The organism is Candidatus Pelagibacter sp. Uisw_127 (genome assembly GCF_047722515.1).
GTDB lineage: Bacteria > Pseudomonadota > Alphaproteobacteria > Pelagibacterales > Pelagibacteraceae > Pelagibacter.
In genome coordinates this window covers 1,157,372-1,176,867 of record NZ_CP159815.1, presented here as the reverse complement: position 1 = coordinate 1,176,867, position 19,496 = coordinate 1,157,372, and the positions used below count along the sequence as shown (strand labels likewise).

Genomic DNA, 19,496 nt, shown 5'->3' with positions numbered 1-19,496 from the left:
CATGAATAACGTGACTAAAAAATGGGTATTAATGAGGGTAAGCTCTGTGGTGTTGATACCACTAATGACATGGTTTATTTTAAATTTAGTGTCAGTTTTCAATAAAGATTATGTTGATATTGTTAATTTTTTTTCAAATCAGCCATCTAAAATTTTAGTTTCTTTGTTGTTAGTTTTTGCCTATTATTTTTCAGCCTTAAGTATTAGTGAGGTATTTGAAGACTATATACAGGATGAAAAAATCAAAAATGCCGCAAACAAAACTTTGAATATATTTGCTATAATAATTCCTTTAATTACAATTATAATAATATTTAATTTAAACACATGAGTTCATATAAAATTATAGATCATGAATACGATGTTATCGTACTTGGTGCAGGAGGATCAGGTTTAAGAGCTGCTGTTGGCCTAAGTGAAGCTGGTTTAAAGACAGCTTGTATTTCAAAAGTTTTTCCTACTAGAAGTCACACATCCGCAGCACAAGGAGGTATATCGGCATCTTTAGGAAACATGGGTGAAGATGATTGGCGTTGGCATATGTATGATACTGTTAAAGGTGCTGATTGGTTAGGTGATCAAGATAGTATAGAGTATCTTTGTAAAGAGGCTCCTGCAGCTGTTATAGAATTAGAAAAATATGGAGTGCCATTTAGTAGAACAGAAGATGGCAAGATTTACCAAAGACCCTTTGGAGGAATGACTAAAAATTATGGTAACGGAATTGTTCAAAGAACTTGTGCGGCTGCTGATAGAACGGGGCACGCTATACTTCACACCCTTTATGGACAAGCCTTAAAACATAATACAGAATTTTTTATTGAATACTTTGCATTAGATTTATTAATGAAGGATGGTGAATGCAAAGGTCTTATTGCCTGGAACTTAAACGATGGAACTATTCATAGATTTAGAGCTCACAGCACAATAATTGCAACAGGTGGTTATGGAAAAGCTTATTATTCAGCGACCTCTGCACACACTTGTACAGGAGATGGAAATGCTATGGTTTTACGAGCAGGTTTACCATTACAAGATATGGAGTTTGTACAATTTCATCCAACAGGAATTTATGGACATGGAACTTTAATTTCTGAAGGTGTTAGAGGAGAGGGTGGTTATTTAGTCAATTCAAAGGGTGAAAGATTTATGGAACGATATGCTCCAAATGCAAAAGATTTAGCATCTAGAGATGTAGTAAGTAGATCAATGTCAATTGAGATTAACGAAGGTAGAGGTGTTGGTAAAGAAAAAGATCATGTTCACTTACATTTAAGTCATTTAGATAAAAGTATCATTGAAAGTAGACTCCCAGGAATTACAGAGGCAGCAAGATTGTTTGCAAATGTTGATGTTACCAAAGAACCAATACCTGTTGTTCCCACTGTCCATTATAATATGGGAGGCATTCCAACAAATTATAAAGCTGAAGTACTCACCGGAAACGATTCTAGTAAAACAGTTCCAGGATTAATGGCAATTGGAGAAGCTGCCTGCGTTTCAGTTCATGGGGCGAATAGGTTGGGGTCCAACTCTTTAATTGACTTAGTTGTGTTTGGAAGAGCAGCAGCTAGAAGAGCTGCAGAACTTGTAAAACCAGGAACACCACATGAAGATATAGGAGAGTCTGAAACAGAAAAATGCTTAGAACGATTTGATAAACTAAGAAACGCCAATGGTGAAAACAACACTTCAGAGCTTAGACTTGCAATGCAAAAAACTATGCAATCAAAGTGTGCTGTTTTTAGAACAGAAAAAACACTTAAAGAAGGAGTTGATCAGATTAGAAAAACCTATGACGGAATGGATTCAATTTCTGTAAAAGATAAATCTCTTATCTTTAATACCGATTTAGTAGAAACACTTGAATTTGATAACTTGATAAGACAGGCAATCACCACGGTAGATTCTGCTTATAATAGACAAGAGAGTAGAGGGGCACATGCTAGAGAAGATTTCCCAAAAAGAGATGATAAAAAATTTATGCAACATACTATTGCGTGGTGTAATGGAAAAGTTACAAAAATTGGATATAGACCAGTTACAACAAAAACTTTAACAAATGAAGTGCAATATTTTCCACCCCAAGAAAGAGTTTACTAGTGGTTCAAATAAATTTACCTAAAAATTCAGAAGTACAAAAAGGTAAATATTACCACGATAAAACTGGATCAAAAAATATTAGAAAAGTAAATGTTTATAGATGGGATCCATCAAATGGAGAAAACCCAAGAATAGATACTTACGAGGTAGATATGGATAACTGTCCTTCAAAAGTATTAGATATTTTAAATAAAGTTAAAAACGAAATTGACCCATCACTGGCTTATCGAAGGTCATGTGCACACGGTGTTTGTGGCTCTTGTGCAATGAACATGGATGGAAAAAATGGTTTAGCATGTACAAAACCTCATTCAGAAATTGAAGGAGATATAAATATTTATCCACTACCTCATTTAAAAGTTAAAAAAGATTTAATTGGAGATTTAAGTGGACTGTACAAACAGTATGAGTCGATTGAGCCTTGGTTGAAAACAAATACAAAAGTTGAAACTACAGAAATTATACAAACTCAAAAAGATAGAAAAAAATTAGATGGTGCATACGAATGTATTATGTGTGCTTGTTGTTCTACTTCTTGTCCAAGCTATTGGTGGAATGAGGATAAATTTTTAGGTCCTGCAGTTTTGCTTCAAGCTTATAGGTGGATAGTAGATAGTAGAGATGATGAAAGAAAAGAGAGATTAAAAAAAGTAGCTGATGAACTTAAGCTGTATAGATGCCATACTATTATGAATTGCACCAATGCTTGTCCTAAAGGATTAAATCCAGCAAAAGCCATAGCTGAATTGAAAAAAATGCTTGCAACAAGCTAATTACACCTTTAAATAACACCATTCATGAATTTATTAGAACATTTCGTCGGTGGCAAGCTTATTTCAGGCTCATCTGATAGAAAAAGCAAAATTTTCAATCCTGCAACGGGTGAACAAGAATCCGAAGTAAGGTTAGCTAGCAAAACTGACCTTGATCAAGCTGTAGAAGTAGCAAAAAAAGCTTTTGAAACTTGGTCACAGAAACCTCCCCTTCAAAGAGCAAGAGTGATGTTCAAATTTAAAGAGTTAATAGAAAAAAATACTGACGAACTTACAAAATTAATAGTTTCAGAACATGGTAAAGTTTATGAAGATGCTAAAGGTTCTTTAACAAGAGGACTAGAAGTAGTTGAGTTTGCATGTGGAATTCCACATTTACTTAAAGGAGAATTTTCAGAAAATGTAGGAACTAATGTTGATAGTTGGTCAATGCGTCAACCACTTGGAGTTGTTGCAGGTATTACACCTTTTAACTTTCCAGCAATGGTACCTATGTGGATGTTTCCTATAGCTATAGCTTGTGGAAATACATTTATTTTAAAACCATCGGAAAAAGATCCATCGTGCCCACTAAGACTTGCTGAACTACTAACAGAAGCTGGATTGCCAGATGGTGTTTTTAATGTCGTTAATGGAGATAAAGAGTCAGTCGATGCAATTTTAACGAACAAAGATGTTAAAGCTGTAAGCTTTGTAGGTTCAACCCCAATCGCAAAATATATTTATGAAAATTCTGCAAAAAATGAAAAAAGGGTTCAAGCCTTAGGAGGTGCAAAAAACCATTTAGTTGTAATGCCTGATTGTGATCTTGATGGTGCAGTAAACGGATTGATGGGAGCAGCATATGGGTCAGCTGGAGAAAGGTGCATGGCTCAATCAGTAGCAGTAGCTGTAGGAGATATAGGTGACGAGCTAGTATCACGATTATCAAAAAAAGCTGAAGCATTAAAAGTAGGACCTGGTATGGACAAAACGTCTGAGATGGGTCCATTAGTTACCAAAGAACATTTGGAAAAAGTAAAAAGTTATGTTGATCTAGGTGTTGAAGAGGGTGCCAAATTAGTTGTCGACGGAAGAAACATAAAGCTTCAGGGGTATGAAAATGGTTTCTTTATAGGGGGATGTTTATTTGATCACATTAAAAAAGATATGAGAATTTACAAAGAAGAAATATTTGGGCCAGTTTTGTCAGTCATAAGAGTTAAAACTTTTGAAGAAGCAACAAAACTAATTAATGATCATGAATATGGTAATGGGGTAAGTATTTATACAAGAGACGGTGACACTGGCCGAACGTTTGCTAGCAAAATTCAAGTTGGTATGGTTGGAATTAATGTTCCAATACCTGTGCCAATGGCATTCCATAGTTTTGGGGGATGGAAAAGATCACTATTTGGAGACAGTGCAATGCATGGAGCAGAAGGAATTAAATTTTATACAAAACTTAAGACGGTAACATCAAGATGGCCTTCTGGAATAAGATCTAATGCAGAATTTGTCATGCCAACAATGAAATAAGGAGAAAAAATGAAAAAAATATCTTTAGTAGGAGCAGGTCAAATTGGGGGCACTTTAGCTCACTTAATTGGAACTAAAGAAGTGGCTGATGAAGTGGTACTTTTTGATGTTGCAAGCGGCATAGCCAAAGGTAAGGCTTTAGATATTGCTCAATCTTCTTCTGTTGATGGTTTTAATGTAAAATTTTCAGGAACAGACAATTATGAAGATATAAAAGATTCTGACGTAATAATAATAACTGCTGGTGTACCAAGAAAACCAGGTATGAGCAGAGATGACCTACTAGGTATTAATTTAAAAATTATTAAACAGGTAGCAGAAGGTATTAAAAAAAATGCACCCAATGCATTTGTTATATGTATTACAAATCCGCTAGACGTTATGGTGATGGCTTTTCAAAAATTTTCAGGCTTACCAGCCAATAAAGTTGTTGGAATGGCAGGAATTTTAGATAGCTCAAGATTTAAATTATTTTTATCTTTAGAGTTAAACGTTCCTGTAAAAGAAATTGAAGCAACGGTTATGGGAGGTCATGGAGATACAATGGTTCCTTTGCCAAGATTTACAAAAGTTTCTGGCAAACCATTATTAGACCTGGTTAAAAAAGGAAAAATATCATTAGAGAGATTAGAAGAAATTAATCAAAGAACTAGAGATGGTGGAGCGGAGATTGTTAAATATTTAGAAAAAGGTTCTGCATTTTATGCGCCAGCAGCTTCAGGAGTACAGATGGCAGAAGCATATTTAAAAGATGAAAAAAAATTACTTCCATGTGCAGTTCATTTAAATGGAGAGTATGGTGTTAATAATGTTTATGCTGGTGTACCAGTAATAATTGGAAAAGATGGTGTTGAGAAAATAGAACAAATAGACTTAGACGAAAAAGAAAAAAAAGAATTTATGCACTCAATAGATGCTGTTAAAACATTGTGGGAAGTGGCATCAAAAATAGATCCAGATTTATCTAAATAAGAATGAATATTCACGAACACCAAGCAAAAAAAATTTTGAAAAAATATGGTGCAGTTGTACCAGAGGGTTTTTTTGCGTTTACGGTTGATGAATTAGTTGAAAAAGCAAAATTATTAAAAACAGAAAAATTTGTATTAAAAGCACAAATTCATGCTGGTGGAAGAGGTAAAGCAGGTGGTGTAAAAATTTTAAATACCATAGAGGAGTTGGGTAGTGCAGCAAAAGTATTGTTAGGAAAAATACTTGTAACACATCAAACTGGTCCCGAAGGTAGAGAGGTTAAAAGATTATATGTTGAAGAGTCGTCAAACATAGATAAAGAATTTTATTTATCTTGCTTGGTAGATAGAGCTAGTTCAAAAATTGCATTCATATCAAGTGATCAAGGTGGGATGGATATTGAAGAAGTAGCAAATAATACACCAGAAAAGATTATAACAACAAAAATTGATATTACAGATGAAATCTCAAATGAGAATTGTGAAAAAATAATTAAAATTTACAATTTAACTGATGATGCAAAAAAACAAGCAATACTGCTAATTAAATCGGTATATAATATGTTTATTGGGACTGATGCTAATATGGTTGAGGTTAATCCTTTAATTTTAACTAAAGAAAAAAAGATAATTTGTTTAGATGCAAAAGTTAATTTTGATTCAAATGCTTTATTTAAACATCCTGAAATTATTGAATTAAGAGATTTAAATGAAGAGGACCCTGCAGAAATTGAAGCGAGCAAACACGATCTTGCTTATATAAAACTTGATGGAAGTATTGGATGTATGGTTAATGGAGCTGGTTTAGCAATGGCAACAATGGATATAATTAAATTATATGGAAAAGAACCTGCAAATTTTTTAGACGTTGGCGGTGGAGCTTCAAAAGAAAAAGTCTCTGCAGCCCTTAAAATAATTCTTTCAGATAAAAATGTTAAAGGTATTCTAATAAATATTTTTGGTGGAATAATGAGATGTGATGTTCTTGCACAAGGAGTTGTAGACGCTGCAAAAGAAATAAACATAAGTGTTCCATTAGTGGTTAGACTTGCTGGAACTAACTTTAAAGAAGGAAAAGAGATTTTAGATAATTCAGGATTAAAATTAATTTCAGCAGAAAACTTAGATGATGCTGCACAAAAAATAGTAGAGGCTATAAAATAATATGTCTGTTTTAATTAACAAAAATACAAAAGTTATATGCCAAGGGTTTACAGGAAAACATGGTGAATTTCACTCTAAACAAGCAATAGAGTATGGTACCAACCTTGTTGGAGGAGTTACCCCAAAAAAAGGAGGTCAAAAACATCTTGATCGTCCAGTTTTTAATACTGTAGCAGAAGCTAAACAAGAAGTTGGTGCTGATGCAACAATGATTTATGTTCCAGCAAAATTTGCAGCTGCTGCAATAATTGAAGCGATTGATGCCTCAGTTGAACTTATAGTGTGCATTACCGAAGGCATACCAATTCAAGATATGCTCCATGTTAAACAAAAACTAAATAATTCAAATAGCAGACTAATTGGACCAAACTGTCCAGGAATAATTACGCCCGATGAATGTAAAATTGGGATTATGCCAGGCAATATTCATAAAAAGGGTTCTGTTGGAATTGTCTCAAGATCGGGAACTTTAACGTATGAAGCAGTTGCACAAACTACTGAAAATGGACTGGGACAATCTACTTGCATAGGAATTGGTGGAGATCCGGTAAATGGAACAAACTTTATTGACTGTTTAGATTTATTTTTAAATGATGAAGAGACAGAGTCTATTCTTATGATAGGAGAAATTGGTGGCTCTGCAGAAGAAGAGGCAGCAGAATTTATAAAAAATCACAAAATACAGAAACCAATAGTTGGCTTTGTAGCTGGAATAACAGCTCCCCCTGGAAGAAGAATGGGTCACGCTGGAGCCATTATATCAGGTGGAAAAGGTGGCGCAGAAGATAAGATTAAAAAAATGGAAGAATGTGGGATTACTATAGCTAAATCTCCATCTGAATTAGGTAAAACACTATTTAATAAATTATCTAATTGAAAAATATTTTTCTAATATTATATCATTAAAATAGATGTCATCATCAAAAAATCTAGAATTCGAAAAAACTTCATTTCTTAGTAAATCTAATAGTGCATTTATAGAGCAAATGTATCTAAAATTTATCAATAAAGATTCTGATCTTCCTGAAAGTTGGCAACATTATTTTGAGGCTATAGATGAAGATATAAGCACGATTGCCAAAGAAATTAATGGTCCATCATGGAGTTTAAAAAAAAAAATTGATCTTGATCAAATTCAGAAAAAAATTGATGAGAATGAAAAAAAACCCTCTAAAGGAAGTGATAATACAACAATTGAACCAAAAGATTTAATCAAAAGTAACCTTAACTCAATCAGGGCTGTCGCATTAATTAGAGCCTACAGGCAAAGGGGGCATCTATTAGCAAAACTTGATCCTTTAGGAATGATGAAAACTGAATATCTAGATGAATTACATCCTGATTACTACGGTTTTAAAAAAGAAGATTATAATGAAAAAATTTATTTAGACGGTGTTACCAATAAAGAACACTCAACTGTAAAGGAAATATTAAGTTTTTTAAATAAAACTTACTGTGGACCAATTGGTTATGAATATATGCATATATCAAACCCAACTGAAAGAAAATGGCTTAGAGATCGAGTCGAACATGATGAAAATGCTATTCAATTTACAAAAAATGGTAAAGAAGCTATTTTAAATAAACTTATTCAAGCTGAGGGTTTTGAAAAATTTTTACACAAAAAATATGTTGGTACAAAAAGATTCGGATTAGATGGAGGGGAAAGCTTAATTCCTGCTTTGGAGCAAATTATTAAAATTGCTGGTCAATCTGGAGCCAAAGAAGTTAAAATTGGAATGTCTCACAGAGGTAGACTTAATGTGTTAGCAAATGTTTTACAAAAATCTTACAAAAGAATATTTAATGAATTTGCAGGAGACGTTCAAACAAAAGGAGAAGAAGGTGCGGGAGATGTAAAATATCATTTAGGAGCATCATCGGATAGAAAGTTTGATGGAAACTCTATACATGTTGGTCTTACAGATAATCCTTCACACCTAGAAGCAGTCAATCCTGTTGTATTAGGACAAACTAGAGGAAAGCAATTTTTTCACCAAGACAAAGATAGAAATAAAGTTTTACCTATTTTAATACATGGTGATGCAGCATTTGCTGGTCAAGGTGTTGTCGCAGAATGCTTTGCTATGTCAGGTTTGCCAGGTCACAATACGGGTGGAACAATTCATTTTATCGTTAATAATCAGATAGGTTTTACAACAAGCCCAAGATTTGCAAGATCATCACCTTATCCATCAGATGTTGCAAAAATGGTAGATGCCCCAATACTTCATGTAAATGGAGATGACCCAGAAGCAGTTGTTTATGCGACGAGAATTGCAACTGAATTTAGGCTAAAATTTAATAGAGATGTTGTGGTTGATCTAATTTGTTACAGAAGGTTTGGCCATAATGAAGGAGATGAACCTTCTTTTACTCAGCCATTAATGTATAAAAAAATTAGATCGCACCCTACACCAGTAGAAGTGTATGGAAGCAAATTAGTAAATGAAAGTACACTTTCGGAAGATGAACTTAAAAAGTTTAAAACCGACTTTAAAAATTTACTAGATGATCAATACAAAAATGCAAAAGATTATAAGCCAAAAATTGAATGGTATGAGGGAAGTTGGTCAAGATACAAACCAGAAAAAGGAAAAGATAAAAGAGGTATAAGTGGTTTTGACCAGAAAAAACTTTTAGAAATTTCAGAAAAGATTAATTCAACACCAGAGGAATTAAATTTACACAAAACTATAATTAAAATTTTAGATTCTAGAAGAGCATCAGTATCAGATGGAAAAAGTATAGATTGGTCAACGGCTGAAGCTTTGGCATTTGGTTCATTATTGGAAGAAGGCTATCCAGTAAGATTAGTTGGTCAAGATTCAGGAAGAGGGACGTTTAGTCAAAGACATTCAGTTCTAAGAAATCAAGAGGATAACTCTAGATATGTTCCATTAAATAATATTTCAAAAAATCAAAAACGATATGAAATAGTAGATAGTTTTTTATCAGAATTAGCAGTTTTAGGTTTTGAATATGGTTATAGTTTGGTGCAGCCAAACACTCTAACAATGTGGGAAGCACAATTTGGCGATTTTGCAAATGGAGCTCAGGTGGTTATTGATCAATTTATTGCATCAGGAGAGAGAAAATGGACAAGAGCATCAGGATTAGTAATGCTTTTACCTCACGGATATGAAGGTCAAGGACCAGAACACTCTTCAGCAAGACTAGAAAGGTTTTTACAATTATGTGCTAATGATAATATGCAGGTAGTAAATTGTACAACACCAGCAAACTACTTTCATGCTTTAAGACGTCAAATGCATAGAGAATTTAGAAAGCCACTAATAGTAATGACTCCAAAATCTTTATTAAGAAATAAACATTGTGTTTCAAATATAGAAGACTTTGATAAAGATACATTTTTTCACAGAATTTTATGGGATCATGCACTAGATAAAGAAAATGGATTTATAAAATTAAAAGAAAGTTCAAAAATTAAAAAAGTGATTTTATGTTCAGGAAAAGTCTACTTTGATCTATTGGATGCTAGAGAAAAATTAAAGAAAGACGATGTAGTATTGTACAGAGTTGAACAGCTTTACCCTTTCCCAGTTAAAAGTTTAGTTAAAGAAATCAAAAAGTATGCAGAAAATGCTAAATTTTATTGGTGCCAGGAAGAGCCCAAAAATATGGGGGCATGGTTTTCTGTAAGGGATTATATACAATGGACATTAGAAACTATTAACGCTAATAATAGAGAAATTTTTTATATAGGAAGAAGTCCAGACGCATCCCCCGCAACAGGATATGCAAAAAGACATATTTCACAACAACAAGAAATTATTAATAAGGTTTTTGAATAAAAATGAGTGAAAAGATTTTTGTACCGGTTTTGGGAGAAAGCATAACTGAAGCTACAGTTGCTAAGTGGCTTAAAAAAGAAGGTGACACTGTTGAGGCAGATGAGGCAATTGTAGAATTAGAAACTGACAAGGTTAATCTGGAAGTTCCATCTCCAATAGATGGAGTTTTATTTGAAATAAATTCTAAGGATGGTGCAACCGTAGAAGTTGGAGCTCTACTTGGTACGATAAGTCAAAATGAAATTCAGCTATCTGAAAAAAAAGTAATTACAAAAATTGAAGCCAAAACAACAGAAAACAATGTTGTCAATTTAGAAATTAAAAAAGGAACAACTAGAGTTTTCGAAGAACCTGAAGAAGAAGAGCCATTAATATTAATTAATGAAGTTAAAAAAGACAAAACTGATTATTCAAATAAAAATAATGAAATACTTTCGCCATCTGTAAGAAAAATTGTTGTTGAGAATAAAATTGATTTAGAAAAAGTTAGAGGATCTGGCAAAGAAGGTAGAATTCTTAAAGGTGATTTAATTAGCATGATGGGAGAAAATCCCAAACCATCAGAAAGAAAAATTAAATATGGTCAAGAAGAGAGAATTAAAATGTCTAGACTTAGACAAACAATCGCAAAAAGATTAAAACAAGCGCAAGAAAATGCTGCACTGCTAACAACATTCAATGAAGTTGACATGACTAGCATAATGGAAATAAGAAAAGAAAATCAAGAAGATTTTCAAAGTAGGTATAATATTAAATTAGGGTTTATGTCCTTTTTTGTAAAAGCTTGTGTTGCTGCTTTAAAAACGTTTCCATCTGTTAATGCTGAAATTGATGGGGATGAAATCATTTATAAAAACTATTATAATATAAGTTTTGCAGTAGGAACTGAAAAAGGATTAGTTGTTCCAGTATTAAGAGATGCAGATCAATTATCATTTGCTGATATTGAAAAAAATATTAAAACAATTTCTGAAAAAGCAAGAGATGGAAAGATAACTATAGAAGATCTTCAGGGTGGTACATTTACTATCAGTAATGGAGGCGTTTATGGTTCAATGCTATCCACTCCAATATTAAATTTACCTCAATCTGGTGTATTAGGAATGCATAATATAGTGGAAAGACCAATGGTGGTTGACGGAGAAATTAAAATTAGACCCATTATGTATCTTGCGTTATCTTATGACCACAGAATTATTGACGGAAAAGAGTCAGTTTCATTTTTAAAGATGGTTAAAGAAAATTTAGAGGATCCAAGAAGGTTATTTTTAAATATTTAGATGTCAGATAAATTTCAAGCAGTTGTAATAGGTGGAGGTCCAGGAGGTTATGTGTGTGCGATAAGGTTAGCACAATTGGGTCTTAAAACTGCATGCATAGAATCTAGAGGATCATTAGGTGGAACTTGTTTAAATGTTGGGTGCATACCTTCTAAAAATTTATTAAATATTTCAGAGAATTATCATAAAGCGCAAAATTTTTCTAAACTTGGGATAGAGGTAGGCGAGGTAAAACTTAATCTTGAGAAAATGATGAAAAATAAGGATAAAGCAGTTACTGTTTTAACCAAAGGTGTAGAATTTTTATTTAAGAAAAATAAAGTTACTTATTTTAAAGGCACAGGAAGTTTTAAATCAGCAAATAAAATTTCTATTTTAGATGATCAAAAAAAAGAAACTATAATAGAAACTGAAAAAACTGTAATTAGTACAGGATCTGTTCCTGTATCACTCCCAGGAATGGAATTTGATGAAAAAATAATTGTTTCTTCAACAGGTGCATTAACTTTAAAAGAAGTTCCAAAAAAAATGGTTGTAGTTGGTGGTGGTTATATAGGATTAGAGATGGGGTCTGTTTGGTCTAGATTGGGTGCTGAAGTTCACGTAGTTGAATTTTTAGAGCATATTACTCCTGGTATGGATAGAGAAATATCTACAGAATTTATGAAAATATTAAAGAATCAAGGAATTAATTTTCATATGCAGACAAAAGTAGAAGGAATTAAAAAAAGCACTAATAGGGCTACAGTTTCAACATCTGACAAAGATGGAAAAAAAGTAGATTTTGATTGTGATGTGGTTCTTATATCTGTTGGTAGAAAACCCAACACAACCAACTTAAATTTAGAAGCAATTGGTGTTGAATTAGATGAAAAGAAAAGAATTAAAACTGACAAAGCATTTCAAACAAATATTAAGAACGTATATGCTATTGGAGATGTAATTGAAGGACCGATGCTAGCTCACAAAGCTGAAGATGAAGGTATTGCAGTTGCAGAAAATATCGCAGGACAATCAGGACATGTTAATTATGATATTATCCCTGGAGTTGTTTATACAACACCAGAAGTTGCTTCAATTGGGAAAACAGAAGAACAATTAAAAGAAACAAATACTAAATATAAAATTGGTAAATTTTCATTTATGGCAAACTCAAGAGCCAAAGCAATTGATGAAGCAGAAGGCTTTGTTAAAATCCTAGCTGATGAAAAAACAGATAGAGTTTTAGGGGCACATATTATTGGACCTCATGCAGGTGAATTAATTGGAGAAATTGGAGTTGCAATGGAGTTTGGTGCTAGTGCTGAAGATATCGCAAGAACATGTCATGCACACCCAACATTTTCTGAGGCAGTAAAAGAAGCAGCGTTATCAGTAGATAAAAGAGCAATACACTCTTAATCCCATATTATCCTATAAGATTTACATAGTTCAAATTATTTTTTTCAATTTTAAAAAAAAGTATTTGTGTTTATTAATATAAAGCCCTTTTTTTTTATCTAAAGATTGTATTGATGCATGATTAGCAGTTAAATCACTTAAATTGCAGTAATCAAAGCTTTGAATAAAACTTTTAATTATTTTTGATTATCTATCTTTTTATTCGTAAATTATATTTTTAATTTTTTTACCATTTATAAATAACTTAAGATTATTTTCAAATATAGATATTTGATTTATCCAGTAATTTTTAAAGTAACCTCCTACATGAGGGGTAATAAAAATATTATCAAGCTTCCTTAATTTTTGAAAATTAATTTTATTATGTCTATCAGGCAAGGCATCTAAATAACATGTTGCTTTTTTGTTTATTCTTAAAAAGTTATATAGATCTTTAATACTAGTTGTTTTTAATCTTCCAATTAATATAAGGTTGATATCTTTTTTCATTTTATCAAAAAGATCTTTGGTTAAAAAGTTTTTATTTTTTTCATTAAACTTTAACAGATTAATTATTGTATCATAATTTTTTAGACTACTTATAAATTTTATTTTATTTATAATATTTTTCATCTTTAGCTTTCTACTCGATAAGAAATTTATATTTAGATTAAATAACTTAGAAAATTTTTGTAATTTTTTTGCAATATTTCCATAGCCAAGTACAATAATTTTTTGATTATCTAAATCCTTACATTCACTAAAATTTTTCTCATATTGCAACCTATTAATTAGATTTTTTCTATTTAAAACTTTTTTAGTTGTGTCTATTAAAAAAAAAATAGCTAAATTAAACACTGATTCACTGTTTATACCTGGACTATTACTTATTAAAATTTTTTTATTTTTTAAATTTTTATGACTTAGCTTGTCAACTCCAACAGAGCCGAAATGTATCCATTTTAAATTAGGACATTTACTTAATATCTTATCATTAATTCTCGTTCCCCAATATATTTCTGCATCATATTCTTTTTTTATTTTGTTAAGGTTGATAAATTCAATTTTTATTGTTGGAAATTTTTTATTAAGTTTATTTATTTCATTTTTATTTAAGTTAAACATTTCTAATTTTGATTTAAAATCAGTAAGAATTTTTATTTTTCTATTAAAATTTGAACTCATACTTTTTGAAGTTTTTTGATTTGTTTTTGTTTAAATCTTTTGAATAAAATTTGTTTATACTTTTTCTATCTATTGAATCAATATTCAATTTTGACTGCTTTATCTCTACTTTTTGAACATACTCATTATTTAATGAAAAATCTGCAATAGGGAATTCTACCATTTCAATATTTGAACCAATTAGAGAGGCAATTTCAAGACTTGTGTGAAGATTTATTATCCCACCCCAGCAATGAAAAATTATTTTTGTCTTTAAATTATTACTTTTAATTAAATTTATTATTTTTACTAAATCTGATATTGTAGTGTGGCTAATATCAATATTTAAATATTTAAACTTATAATAACGCGCTAAGTTAAAAAAATCAAAAATTGTATTGAAATTTTCTCCATAAGAAAAATTTATACCTTTGTTAAATTTTTTTATATCGTCAAATTTATAAATATCATTTACATTTAAACATTCTTCAATCCACAAAGGTTTATACTCTTGAATATATTTTAAAAATTTTTTAAGATTACTGTGATTTCTATTTTTTTCATAAGTATTGGCAATTAAATCAATGGCAAATTTAAAATTGTTATTTTGTAGTAATTTAATTTTTGAACGATACTCTTTATTTATATCTAGTCTAATTTTTATATTATCAATATTTAATGAATTAGATTTTTTTAAATCTTTTTTAATGTCTTGTATATTTGCTTTTATAGATCCAGCACTAGAATATACTTTAATAAATTTTTTTTCTTTAGATTTTGATGCAAAGTATAATTGATTTATTGTTTTGGCTAAAGATTGTTTTTTTTTATTAGATATTAAGTTTAATATTGCTATTTCAATTGAAGCCAAAATACTTTTTAAAATACCCGAATAATAAAAAAATTTATTTATTTGTAATTTTTGGCTAATCTTCAATGATTCAACTAAATTTTTATTCAAAAAAAATTGAGATACATACTTTAAGTTATTCTTGTATAATGTTGGAGAGTATGTCCCAACCAAACTTTCTCCGTACGCTATTAGGCCATCTTTTGTTTGAATTTCAACTAAACTAATCAATTTTTTATCTTTATAACCAAAATATTTAGCATTACCAAAACTTCCTGCAAGTATTTTGGATGAAATAGATTTTATCGTTGTATTCTTTAGCTTATCCATCGACCAGTATAAACTTTTCTTATCTCTTTTTCTTGCTTCAGAAACCCTAGTTTTTTTGAATCATACATATCGTAAAAGTTTTTTATATTCTGTGAAAGTTTTTTCATATCCTTTGGCAAAATAGCAAATTTGTTGTCTCTCCCTGGAAGGTTATTATTTGTAGTAAAATGTTTTTCAATTAAAGTTACTCCCATAGGTAAACTTAATGTTGCACTTAAAATGCCCTCACTATGGTCACTTAATCCAACATTTTTTGTAATTTTTTTTAGTAAGTTAATTCTATCTAAATTAACTAAACTTAGATCACACGGATATGCAGAAACACAATGCATAAGGTTTACATTATTTCTTCTTAATAATTTAAAACTTTTTTTTACTTCTGTGATGCTTGCTGCTCCAGTTGATAAATAAATATCTTTAAAATTGTTAGAACAAAATTGAAGTAGCTTTCTGTTTCTATTTTCTGGTGATGGAATTTTAATTTCCTTTAAATTAAGATCTTTTATAAGCTCAAAATCTTTATGATTAAATAAACTGGTTAGAAACTTAATTTTATGATGTTTGCAAATTTTGGCTAGTTTCTTATAATCTATTTTATTTAATTCTGCTTTTTCATAAATTTCTCTTCTTCCATCCTTGTCCCAAGGACCTGGTTTTAAATTTTTTACTTGCCATGTTTGAAATTTTGCATAGTCAGCTCCAGATTTACTTGCAGCAGTTATCATTTTCTCAGCTAAACTAATACTGCCCATGTGATTCCACCCTATTTCTGCTACTAGTTTTATTTTTTTCATTCTTTATTTGATAATTAAAATTATTATAGCTTCATAAAAATTCAATTTACTTCCTTTTATATTATTAAGCAATTAAATATAATTTTTAAAAATTTTAGCTATTATACCTTCGAGATCAGTGAGCAAAAGTATTAAAAATAAAAATTTACTAAAAATAATTGATAGCAAATCTCTAATTGAACATACTTACGATATTGCAAAAAAAGTAATATTTTTGATAAAATAGCAGTCAGCACAGACTAAACGTTTATAAAAATTATTTACAAAAAAAAACCTTAATAGAATATCTTAGACCTAAAGATTTATCAAAAGATTACGTTAATGATCTTGAGGTGATTAAATATGAACTTAAAAGATATGAGAAATTTCATAAAACTAATTTTCAGTACATATGTCTTTTACAGCCAACCTCATCTCTAAAAAAAAATATCCCATTCAAGTGAATGTCTAAAAAAATTAAGAAATAAGAAACTTGATGTCATTGGAATGTTACAAAAATAAGCTCAAAATTTAACCCAATTAAAATATTAAAAACTAAAAATGATTTATTTCATTATAATGATAGACATGGATCTAAATTTATAGGTAGACAGCCTTTGGAAAATTGCTATATCTCAAATGGCGTGGCTTACTTTTTATCTAAAAAATCTATTATTGCAAAAAATACAATTTTGCCTAAAAAAACCGGTCTCGTTGTAATTAAATATAAGCTTGTTAATATTGACACATTAAATGAACTTAAAGAAGCTAGAAAATATCTAAATAAATGAAATACTTAGTAACAGGATGTGCTGGATTTATTGGATACCACGTAACTAAGTTTTTATTAAAAAAAAATGTAAATGTTATAGGTATTGACTCTCTTAATAATTATTACGATCCTAAACTTAAAAAAGATAGAATAAAAGATATATTAAATGATAAAAAAAAATTTAAATTTTATAAAACTGATCTCTGTAATATAAATAGTTTAAAAAAAATATTTCAAAAACATAAATTTGATTACATCATACATCTTGCAGCACAAGCTGGGGTTAGATATTCAATAGAAAATCCTTATTCTTATATTGATAATAATATTCAAGCGACAACTAATATTTTAGAGCTTTGCAAAAAAAAAATCCCGAAAAAAATATTATTTGCAAGCTCAAGTAGTGTTTATGGATTACAAAAAAATAAAAATTTTAAGGAAGACCAAAGAACAGCTACACCTGTTTCATTTTATGCTGCCTCAAAAATCTCGATGGAAGCAATAGCTCATTCATACAGCCATTTGTACAATATACCCGTAAAACTATTAAGATTTTTTACTGTATATGGTCCATGGGGAAGACCCGATATGGCATATTTTGATTTTACAAAAAAAATAATTGAAAATAAAAAAATAAATGTTTTTAATAACGGAAACCATTACAGAGATTTTACCTATATAACAGATATTGTTAATTTTATTGAAGCCATTCTTAAAAAAAAAGAAAATAAAAAATTTGAAATATTAAATTTAGGTAGTAATAACCCACAAAAATTAAAATTCTTTATAGAATTAATAGAAAAAAAATTAAAAATAAAAGCGTCTAAAAATTACATAGGAAAACAAAGTGGGGACATGCATGGAACACATGCTAATATGGAAAAATCTATCAAAAATTACAGCTTAAAATATAAGGTAGATTTAAAAAAAGGTATTGATAAGTTTATTGATTGGTACATTGATTACAATAAATCAAAAAATATTAATTAATATAAATGATGAAAGAACTTAAAGTTTCAGTTTTAATCAGGTGCTATAACGAGTCTAAGTGGATAAATCTATGTATAAAAAATATTTTAAGTCAGACAATAAAACCTTTTGAAATATTGGTATTAGATAATAACAGTAATGATGGAACAGATATAATTGTCAAGAAAGATAAAAAAAAAGTTAGATATATTAAGTATAAAGAAGATTACATTCCTGGAAAGATGCTTAATTTTGGAATGTCAAAATGTAAAGGAGAATATGTTTTGGTTATAAGTGCGCATTGCATTCCTTGTGATAACCTTTTAATCGAAAACTTAGTTACAAGTCTTAAAAATAACCTAAAAATATGCGCCTCTTATGCAAGACAAGTTTCATTAAATTTTAGTGACGATTTAACTATCCGGGATTTAATGTTAACTTATGGATCTGAAAGTAAATTGCAAAAAATAGATCCTCAATTCAATAATGCTTGCAGTATAATCAGAAAAAGTGACTGGAAAAATAATAAATTTAATAACTCAATAACAAACTTAGAAGACAGATATTGGGCTGCAGAAATGCAAAAGAAGAAAAAACTTATTTACTACTCATCAGAAAGCAAAGTTTTTCATTACCATGGCTCACATCACAATAATACTCCAGAAAGGTTAATAAAAACAAAAAAAACAATTTTATTTAATAAGAAAAGTTTTGGAATTCATTCAGATAATTTACAAATAAAACAAAGTGATATTTTTCCTATCTACATTCACAATAAAGCTTCTAAAAAGAATCTTATAAAAAACCTGGACTCAATTAATCAAGAATTTAAATATAAATTTCTTACTTTTATAAACAATAATATAAAAATTAATAAGAATAATAAATATTTTATGTATCAGAGAAAAATAGGAGAAAGTAGAAATCAAGATTACTATCTTTCGGATGTAATAAATTATTATAAAAAAATAATTTTAAAATATTCACAAGATAAAGAATATCTACTGATTTGTAGTGACGATTTTAATGGTATTTCTTCATCATTTTTAAAAAGATCATTAAAAGCAATTAACGATTATTTTCCAGACACAATCTTTGCTGCAAAAAAAACTTTGGATCCAATATTTATAAATGATAATGGAAAAAATGTCAGATTAAACAAATATAATAAATTAAAAAAGGAAAACAAACCCTTATTAATTGCAAAGAGAAATCATGGAATAATAATACATACATCAAATTTATTTAAACAGGATAAATTTTCTGGGATTATAAAGTTAATATACTAAAATTTTTATATTAATCTAAAAATTAATACTAATTATAGAATTGCCTTGATTGAACTGCGCCATATTTTTTTTAAGATTACTGAAGGTAATTAATAATTGTTTTCCAGACACCATCTTTGCTGCAAAAAAACTTTAGAATCAATATTTGTACATAATAAGGAAAAAACTATTAGATTAGACAAATTAAATAATTCAAGAAAATAAAACAAGCCCTTGTTAATTGGAAAGAGAAATCATGGAATAATAATACATGCTTCAGATTTATTTAAAAAAGATAAAATATAAGAATTAATTAAAATAGTTATCGTAATTATTTTGAAGTATAGTTAATACTAGTTAAGATAA

The 19,496-nt window shown here is 29.7% G+C and carries 17 protein-coding genes; 14 read left to right on the top strand and 3 right to left on the bottom strand.

The window, feature by feature from the left end:
- The first annotated feature begins 1 nt into the window (after position 1).
- From sdhD to lpdA, 10 genes are read left to right on the top strand one after another with little or no spacing between them, the layout of a single operon-like run.
- Entirely contained in the window at positions 2-331 is a 330-nt protein-coding gene (gene sdhD / locus ABXT65_RS06400) for a succinate dehydrogenase, hydrophobic membrane anchor protein (protein WP_415323196.1), read from the top strand.
- On the top strand, positions 328-2,103 hold the full coding sequence (gene sdhA, locus ABXT65_RS06395) for a succinate dehydrogenase flavoprotein subunit (protein WP_415323194.1): 1,776 nt from the start codon (positions 328-330) through the stop codon (positions 2,101-2,103). The genes sdhD and sdhA overlap by 4 nt, the downstream gene beginning before the upstream one ends.
- Positions 2,103-2,876, top strand: a complete 774-nt coding sequence (locus tag ABXT65_RS06390; protein ID WP_415323192.1) for a succinate dehydrogenase iron-sulfur subunit — start codon at positions 2,103-2,105, stop codon at positions 2,874-2,876. The genes sdhA and ABXT65_RS06390 overlap by 1 nt, the downstream gene beginning before the upstream one ends.
- A gap of 24 nt (positions 2,877-2,900) precedes the next feature.
- A complete protein-coding gene (locus ABXT65_RS06385; protein ID WP_415323191.1) occupies positions 2,901-4,394 on the top strand; it encodes a CoA-acylating methylmalonate-semialdehyde dehydrogenase in 1,494 nt (497 codons plus the stop codon).
- A 9-nt stretch (positions 4,395-4,403) separates the two neighbouring features.
- Positions 4,404-5,366 carry a malate dehydrogenase gene (gene mdh, locus ABXT65_RS06380; protein WP_415323190.1) on the top strand — a complete coding sequence of 321 codons (963 nt, stop codon included), beginning with the start codon at positions 4,404-4,406 and terminating at the stop codon, positions 5,364-5,366.
- 2 nt (positions 5,367-5,368) lie between these two features.
- Positions 5,369-6,529 carry an ADP-forming succinate--CoA ligase subunit beta gene (gene sucC, locus ABXT65_RS06375; RefSeq protein ID WP_415323188.1) on the top strand — a complete coding sequence of 387 codons (1,161 nt, stop codon included), beginning with the start codon at positions 5,369-5,371 and terminating at the stop codon, positions 6,527-6,529.
- 1 nt (position 6,530) lies between these two features.
- Complete coding sequence (gene sucD / locus ABXT65_RS06370) at positions 6,531-7,406, top strand: succinate--CoA ligase subunit alpha (RefSeq protein WP_415323186.1); 876 nt, start codon at positions 6,531-6,533, stop codon at positions 7,404-7,406.
- 34 nt (positions 7,407-7,440) lie between these two features.
- Positions 7,441-10,344, top strand: a complete 2,904-nt coding sequence (locus ABXT65_RS06365) for a 2-oxoglutarate dehydrogenase E1 component (protein ID WP_415323184.1) — start codon at positions 7,441-7,443, stop codon at positions 10,342-10,344.
- A 2-nt stretch (positions 10,345-10,346) separates the two neighbouring features.
- Positions 10,347-11,624 carry a 2-oxoglutarate dehydrogenase complex dihydrolipoyllysine-residue succinyltransferase gene (odhB, locus tag ABXT65_RS06360; RefSeq protein ID WP_415323182.1) on the top strand — a complete coding sequence of 426 codons (1,278 nt, stop codon included), beginning with the start codon at positions 10,347-10,349 and terminating at the stop codon, positions 11,622-11,624.
- Positions 11,625-13,025 (top strand): dihydrolipoyl dehydrogenase, encoded by a 1,401-nt coding sequence (lpdA, locus tag ABXT65_RS06355; protein ID WP_415323180.1) that lies wholly within the window; start codon positions 11,625-11,627, stop codon positions 13,023-13,025.
- Positions 13,026-13,223: 198 nt separating this feature from the next.
- Here the strand turns inward: lpdA and ABXT65_RS06350 are convergent, their stop codons facing one another.
- From ABXT65_RS06350 to ABXT65_RS06340, 3 genes are read right to left on the bottom strand one after another with little or no spacing between them, the layout of a single operon-like run.
- Complete coding sequence (locus ABXT65_RS06350) at positions 13,224-14,189, bottom strand: NAD(P)-dependent oxidoreductase (protein ID WP_415323178.1); 966 nt, start codon at positions 14,187-14,189, stop codon at positions 13,224-13,226.
- Positions 14,173-15,348 carry an enolase C-terminal domain-like protein gene (locus ABXT65_RS06345; RefSeq protein WP_415323176.1) on the bottom strand — a complete coding sequence of 392 codons (1,176 nt, stop codon included), beginning with the start codon at positions 15,346-15,348 and terminating at the stop codon, positions 14,173-14,175. The genes ABXT65_RS06350 and ABXT65_RS06345 overlap by 17 nt, the downstream gene beginning before the upstream one ends.
- Positions 15,336-16,142: an N-acetylneuraminate synthase family protein gene (locus ABXT65_RS06340; RefSeq protein ID WP_415323174.1), complete on the bottom strand. Its 807-nt coding sequence runs from the start codon at positions 16,140-16,142 to the stop codon at positions 15,336-15,338. Before ABXT65_RS06340 ends, ABXT65_RS06345 begins: the two co-directional genes overlap by 13 nt.
- Positions 16,143-16,233: 91 nt before the next feature.
- Between ABXT65_RS06340 and ABXT65_RS06335 the strand changes: the two genes are divergently transcribed.
- The 4 genes from ABXT65_RS06335 to ABXT65_RS06320 all read left to right on the top strand — a co-directional run bounded on the left by ABXT65_RS06335 (position 16,234) and on the right by ABXT65_RS06320 (position 19,151).
- On the top strand, positions 16,234-16,368 hold the full coding sequence (locus tag ABXT65_RS06335) for a cytidylyltransferase domain-containing protein (protein WP_415324212.1): 135 nt from the start codon (positions 16,234-16,236) through the stop codon (positions 16,366-16,368).
- Between the two features lie 397 nt (positions 16,369-16,765).
- Positions 16,766-16,912 (top strand): hypothetical protein, encoded by a 147-nt coding sequence (locus ABXT65_RS06330; protein ID WP_415323172.1) that lies wholly within the window; start codon positions 16,766-16,768, stop codon positions 16,910-16,912.
- Complete coding sequence (locus ABXT65_RS06325) at positions 16,909-17,883, top strand: NAD-dependent epimerase/dehydratase family protein (RefSeq protein WP_415323170.1); 975 nt, start codon at positions 16,909-16,911, stop codon at positions 17,881-17,883. Before ABXT65_RS06330 ends, ABXT65_RS06325 begins: the two co-directional genes overlap by 4 nt.
- A gap of 5 nt (positions 17,884-17,888) precedes the next feature.
- Positions 17,889-19,151 carry a glycosyltransferase family 2 protein gene (locus ABXT65_RS06320; RefSeq protein ID WP_415323168.1) on the top strand — a complete coding sequence of 421 codons (1,263 nt, stop codon included), beginning with the start codon at positions 17,889-17,891 and terminating at the stop codon, positions 19,149-19,151.
- Positions 19,152-19,496 lie beyond the last annotated feature (345 nt).

Excerpts from the sequence above, each read along its gene's own strand:
- mdh (WP_415323190.1), top strand. The coding sequence starts at position 4,404 with ATGAAAAAAATATCTTTAGTAGGAGCAGGTCAAATTGGGGGCACTTTA.
- ABXT65_RS06345 (WP_415323176.1), bottom strand. The coding sequence starts at position 15,348 with ATGGATAAGCTAAAGAATACAACGATAAAATCTATTTCATCCAAAATA.
- lpdA (WP_415323180.1), top strand. The coding sequence starts at position 11,625 with ATGTCAGATAAATTTCAAGCAGTTGTAATAGGTGGAGGTCCAGGAGGT.
- odhB (WP_415323182.1), top strand. The coding sequence starts at position 10,347 with ATGAGTGAAAAGATTTTTGTACCGGTTTTGGGAGAAAGCATAACTGAA.
- ABXT65_RS06350 (WP_415323178.1), bottom strand. The coding sequence starts at position 14,189 with ATGAGTTCAAATTTTAATAGAAAAATAAAAATTCTTACTGATTTTAAA.
- ABXT65_RS06340 (WP_415323174.1), bottom strand. The coding sequence starts at position 16,142 with ATGAAAAAAATAAAACTAGTAGCAGAAATAGGGTGGAATCACATGGGC.
- ABXT65_RS06365 (WP_415323184.1), top strand. The coding sequence starts at position 7,441 with ATGTCATCATCAAAAAATCTAGAATTCGAAAAAACTTCATTTCTTAGT.
- ABXT65_RS06325 (WP_415323170.1), top strand. The coding sequence starts at position 16,909 with ATGAAATACTTAGTAACAGGATGTGCTGGATTTATTGGATACCACGTA.
- sdhD (WP_415323196.1), top strand. The coding sequence starts at position 2 with ATGAATAACGTGACTAAAAAATGGGTATTAATGAGGGTAAGCTCTGTG.
- ABXT65_RS06320 (WP_415323168.1), top strand. The coding sequence starts at position 17,889 with ATGATGAAAGAACTTAAAGTTTCAGTTTTAATCAGGTGCTATAACGAG.
- ABXT65_RS06385 (WP_415323191.1), top strand. The coding sequence starts at position 2,901 with ATGAATTTATTAGAACATTTCGTCGGTGGCAAGCTTATTTCAGGCTCA.
- sucC (WP_415323188.1), top strand. The coding sequence starts at position 5,369 with ATGAATATTCACGAACACCAAGCAAAAAAAATTTTGAAAAAATATGGT.
- sdhA (WP_415323194.1), top strand. The coding sequence starts at position 328 with ATGAGTTCATATAAAATTATAGATCATGAATACGATGTTATCGTACTT.
- sucD (WP_415323186.1), top strand. The coding sequence starts at position 6,531 with ATGTCTGTTTTAATTAACAAAAATACAAAAGTTATATGCCAAGGGTTT.